Below are 4,981 nucleotides of genomic sequence, written 5' to 3'. Positions count from 1 at the left end.
ACAGGAACTGCGAGGTAGGAGGAGCATGCGATGACGTAACCCCATCAACAGGTTCCAGCCGAGGTCTGCGAGAGGATGAGACGAGATGGAGGTTCGGTCTTCCCGGCGCATGCGAACACTGGTGACCCAAATGGCCCAATCGAGGCCTGTCCGCTAATGAGAACGCACGCGCGCTGATATCCATGATGGCCCGGAGAAAATGCTCCAATCAAAGGCCGGATACATTGATGCAAGACCACTCACCACCTGATCGACGAACCTCTTGCTACGCACGGCCGGACCATACATGTGGGTCAAACTGAGAAGTCCGGCGCTCAGCCGGCAGGTCCGCTTTACCCGCAACTCCAGACAAACCGCTGCATCGGACTAATTGACGCGAGGGGCCAGAAGCTGCCATCGAACGCTGGGACGGAGGCTTACGCACGGGTTGTCAAAGTCGAGAGCTGATCGGTGTCATAGCGGTTGCGCAAATCGGCAAGCGCTTTTGGATCCGGCGTCCCCTGTGCCGCGAGTTTCGCGAGCTCTTCGAAATAATGTTCGTGGCCGGGCGGAGAGACGGTCATCAGGACGCGAGCCGGCTGCTCACTGACATTCGTGATGTTGTGGGGCACCCCCGGCGGGATGAACAGATAGGTGCCGGGCGTTGCGCGGATCGTCCTGTCGCCGACATGCCATTCACACTCGCCGTCGAGCAGGTAGAAGGTCTCCTCCTGCACCCGGTGAACATGCCTCCCGGTGGCGAACCCCGCCGGGATCGTCCAGTCGAACATGCTCGTGTGCTTGGTATTTTCGCCGGTGACGAGGAACACCATGGGATGACCACGCAGGATGACCCCGTTCGTCTCATCGGGCATGCGAATGACGGCATCGGCGCTCATGTGATCCTCCATCGACCAAATGCTAATTCCTGCAAGCACTTGTCCAACATCGGCCATCCGCGCCGGGAAGTCGTGAATCCGTTCCCAAAAATCTGCTAAAAGCGTCGCATGACAGTCGGGGGCGACCTCTACCAGTTCGGCCCGTTCCGCCTCGACCCCGAGGCGGGCATTCTGTACCGAGGGGCCGAGCCGACCATGCTTGGGCAGCGCGCCGTCGCGCTGCTGCGCCGGCTGCTCGAAGACGCGGGCGTACCGGTGTCCAAGGACGCCCTGGTCGAGGCCGCCTGGGGCGGATTGGCGGTGGCCGATAACAATCTCACGGTTCAGATCGCAGCCTTGCGCCGGGTGCTGGCGGAGGCGGAAGCCGAGAGCTGGATCGAAACACTGCCGCGGCGCGGCTACCGCTATGTGGGGCCGGCCGTCGTCACCAATGCCCCCGATGCATCGGCTGTCGACCGCGCCGCGTCGGCACCGGCCTTGCCTGACAAACCGTCGGTCGCCGTTCTGCCGTTCTCGAACCTGAGCGGCGATCCGGAGCAGGAGTACTTCGCCGATGGGATGGTCGACGACATCATCACCGGTCTCGCACGCATCAACTGGCTTTTCGTCATCGCGCGAAACTCGACCTTCACCTACAAGGGCCGTGCCGTGGACGTGAAGCAGGTCGGCCGCGAGCTTGGCGTGCGCTATGTGCTCGAAGGCAGCGTGCGCAAGGCCGGCGGTAGCGTGCGCGTGACCGGCCAAATGATCGACGCGTCGACCGGCGCCCACGTCTGGGCCGAGCGCTACGACCGCAGCTCTGACAATATTTTCGCAATCCAGGACGAGATCGCGCTGTCGGCGGTGGGCGCGATTGCGCCGAGCGTGCGGAAAGCCGAAATCGAACGTGTCAGGCGGAAGCGACCTGACAGTCTCGATGCCTACGATCTCGTGCTGCGGGCGCAGCCGGACGTCGATTCAGGCATGCCGGAGCAAGTGACGAGAGCGCTTGCGCTTCTCGAGCGTGCGATCACACTCGAGCCGGCCTATGCGCTGGCGCATGGCAATGCCGCGATGTGTCACCATTGCCTGTTCCTTCGCGCCGGCCTGCAGGAGGTTAACCGCGCCGCATCGATCCGCCACGCCCGATCGGCTATTGTCCATGGACAGGACGATGCGCTCGCTCTGACATGGGCCGGATTTTCCATCGGCATGGATGCGCACGATCGCGCCGCCGCATTTGCAGCATTGGAAGCTGCCCTCGCCATCAGCCCGTCATCGGCGCTGACCTACATTCTCGGCAGCGTTATTCTGGGATGGGGCGGCGAAGCGGAGCGCGCGATAGAGTGGGGCGAGCGGGGTCTGCGGCTGAGCCCGTTTGATTCGTGGGCCTGGGCCGCGTTTGACGCGCAAGCAATGAGCCATTTGCTGCGCGGACGTTACGACGAAGCCTGTCGTGCGGCCTACAAATCCGTTCAAGCCAATCCGGCACACAGCATCACTTATGTGCAATTGGCCGCCGCGCTGGCCAAACTCGGCCGATTAGGCGAAGCGAGGGCAGCCGCCGCGCGCGTGCTCGAGCTTCAGCCGGCCTTTCGCTACAGCCGCCAGTTTGCTGGCGTGAACTGTGCGCCAGGCCTCGCGGAGGCTCTTGGCGGCGCGCTGCGGGACGCCGGATTGCCGGAGTAGCGTGGCAAACTGCAGGGACGTGGTTGGTTTGGCAGTGATGCTGCCATTGTCCTTTGAAATTTGGCATGTCCACTTCGGGCCACTAACGGAAGACGAGATCGAACCGGCGGCGCGTCCGCTTTCTCGCCAGCAACTGACGTCATTCGGATATGAGACGTTATGGAAGAAATCGGCCAGCGGCCGATACTTTCGCTCTGCTTAGATTCTTCGGTCAAGCAGCGGCAACCCACACTCCGCTAAGAACGTGGCCGTTCCGTCGTAGAAGGCTGGTGGACGGGTGGCGTCGATCGAGTCCCCTCTCGGAATGTAAATCACCATCCCCTGTCGCGCGCGCGTCAGCAGCACACGGTAAGCGTTGGTCAGGTAGACCCTCCGGTTGTCATCATTGACGTTCTGCCACCGCGTGCCGGAGAACCGAAAGAACTGCCACCTCCCGTCGACCGACCGAAAATCAGCGTCCCAGCAGACCCCGACCCAATCGAGTTCCAGGCCCTGAATATCGAATTCGGTTGCAGGATCTTCCATATAGTAGGACGAGCGAACATCATCTTTCCCGTTCAAAAACCAGGTCGTCGCTTCGATCTTTTCGTGAACGTTGATCCCGTCTGGCTTCAAGCGCGATGCGCCCGACGAAGCCACCAGACCAATGCGTTCTGAACCCCGCCCGCGATCACGGAGCCACTGCCGCGCATGACTTAGCTCGCGCGTCAGAACGATCGGATACGTCTCCTTGATAGCCTGATAGAGCTCTTTAGCCTCTTTGGCCTCACCTGCGACCAGCGCGCCTATAAATTCCGAGAGCTTCTCTGCACGGAACGATCGAACAGAGACCGCCAAATGAAGCGCCGGCAGAGATTGGCTCTCGAGCCCTTCGAGAAAGGCCGGCAGGTCTTGTCCCCAATGGTAGTCGCGATGAGCTAGTTGTTCCGACGTATAGACTTTCCAATTTCGGAAACTTCGCTTGAGCGCGGAAAACCATTCGGTCAGGCCCGCTTCACCCGCATTGATCTCCTGCCCTCCGCCTATGAGGCAAATGATCGTGCACCAGCCTTCATGCCGATCCATGACGCTGATGAGAAACTCAGGCTCAGACATCTGGAAGTTTGTCTGCCCTTTCTTCTGGCTCATGAAGTTTGCCAGATGCTTGGCGTCCCATGCGCGCTGCGCCTCGTCGAAGACCGCAACCCGCTCGATCGGAGGCTCAGAGGTGACGAGGTTGCTGTCTCGAAAATGCATGATGTTTTGGACGAAGCTTTTGACTTTCCGGACCGCGTCAGACTTCCGACTTTTCTCGCCGCGTTCCTTTAATTGCGCGTGCTCGTCCCGTGCGAGTGCCTCACGCAGCACCTCCACCAAGGGGCCGTTGCCGGACAGGAAGACAGCATGCTCTTCCTCGTGGGCCTTAGTCCGAAGCGTCACGAGATTGAGGCCTGCCAGCGTCTTTCCGGCACCTGGCACTCCGGTTACAAAGCAGATCGCCTTGCGTCTATGGACCTTGGCATCCTCGATGATTTCAGCAAGGCATGCCGCCGTCTGACTTAAATTCTTGGCTCCGGCATCGGAGCGTGTGATGTCTTCGACCCGATGCCCCTGGTATAGCGCCTGCGCTGCTTCAATGATTGTGGGCGTGGGCTTGTAACCAGTCCGCGACCACTGGGCGCCGTCAAGTTCGGCCTGCTCTGGTATCTCACGCACGATGCGCCCGAGAATTTCCCGCAGATTGCCCCCATTCGATTTGACCGGGCTTGCGACCCCGTCATTTTGCCATGCCAGATCGAACGCGAGATTCGCTGCCATCGTCGCAACAACGATCGGCACTACCCGTCGGCCAGGGCGCTGGTGCTGGCGCGCGGCAACTGCATCCTTCATGAATACTACGCCAACAATTCGCCCGACGTGCAATGGCCGGTGCATTCGGCGACGAAGAGCGTGTTGTCCACTCTCGTCGGCATTGCCATCGACAAGGGCTTCTTGCCGTTGGATCAGAAGCTACCCGAACTGGTTACTCAGGATTGGAAGTTGTCGTAGGCGACACGATGTAATACGTTTTTGAACCAGGCGTCAGAACGGTGGGGGATAAGATGCGCATGCTCGCAGCTATCCTACTGTTGCCCATTGTCGCGCTTGCCGTTCAACCGGCACGCAGCGAAGGTCCGCCCGCGTGGGCCTATCCGGTCAATCCGCCCGGCTTCAAACCGGCGCCCGACGATGGCAAGCCACGATCGGTTCCGGACAGCGGCGCGTCCTATACGGTTCCGCAAACCCGAGATCTATTTCTGGCACCGGTCTGGCATCCCGAAGACCATCCTGCGCTTCCCGATATCGTTGCGCACGGGAGGAAGCCCGACGTGTTCGCTTGCGGTTTTTGTCATAGGGCGAATGGTCAAGGCGGTCCGGAAAATGCTGACCTCGCCGGACTGCCAGCGAGCTACATT

4 protein-coding genes are annotated in these 4,981 nt (G+C 60.7%); 2 read left to right on the top strand and 2 right to left on the bottom strand.

All coding sequences use genetic code 11. The features are described 5' to 3' along the window. Positions 1-416 precede the first annotated feature (416 nt). The gene (locus E4K65_RS46295; RefSeq protein ID WP_135179711.1) at positions 417-878 is read right to left on the bottom strand and encodes a cupin domain-containing protein; all 462 of its coding nucleotides are present in this window, start codon (positions 876-878) and stop codon (positions 417-419) included. 108 nt (positions 879-986) lie between these two features. Between E4K65_RS46295 and E4K65_RS46290 the strand changes: the two genes are divergently transcribed. Further along, a complete protein-coding gene (locus tag E4K65_RS46290; RefSeq protein ID WP_135179710.1) occupies positions 987-2,546 on the top strand; it encodes a winged helix-turn-helix domain-containing tetratricopeptide repeat protein in 1,560 nt (519 codons plus the stop codon). A gap of 198 nt (positions 2,547-2,744) precedes the next feature. Here E4K65_RS46290 and E4K65_RS46285 read toward each other — a convergent pair whose 3' ends face one another. Further along, entirely contained in the window at positions 2,745-4,415 is a 1,671-nt protein-coding gene (locus tag E4K65_RS46285) for a DUF2075 domain-containing protein (protein ID WP_235886065.1), read from the bottom strand. Between the two features lie 212 nt (positions 4,416-4,627). Between E4K65_RS46285 and E4K65_RS48370 the strand changes: the two genes are divergently transcribed. Beyond that, positions 4,628-4,981 (top strand): c-type cytochrome (locus E4K65_RS48370; protein ID WP_430649066.1); only part of this gene is annotated, 354 nt, incomplete at its 3' end.

Source organism: Bradyrhizobium niftali (assembly GCF_004571025.1).
GTDB classification, from domain to species: Bacteria; Pseudomonadota; Alphaproteobacteria; order Rhizobiales; family Xanthobacteraceae; genus Bradyrhizobium; species Bradyrhizobium niftali.
The sequence above is the reverse complement of the archived record's forward strand: the minus strand, read 5'-3'. Positions and strand labels throughout refer to the sequence as shown.

What these genes read in the sequence shown, in the direction of transcription:
- E4K65_RS46295 (WP_135179711.1), bottom strand. Translation starts at nt 878, where the DNA reads ATGAGCGCCGATGCCGTCATTCGCATGCCCGATGAGACGAACGGGGTC.
- E4K65_RS46290 (WP_135179710.1), top strand. Translation starts at nt 987, where the DNA reads ATGACAGTCGGGGGCGACCTCTACCAGTTCGGCCCGTTCCGCCTCGAC.
- E4K65_RS46285 (WP_235886065.1), bottom strand. Translation starts at nt 4,415, where the DNA reads ATGAAGGATGCAGTTGCCGCGCGCCAGCACCAGCGCCCTGGCCGACGG.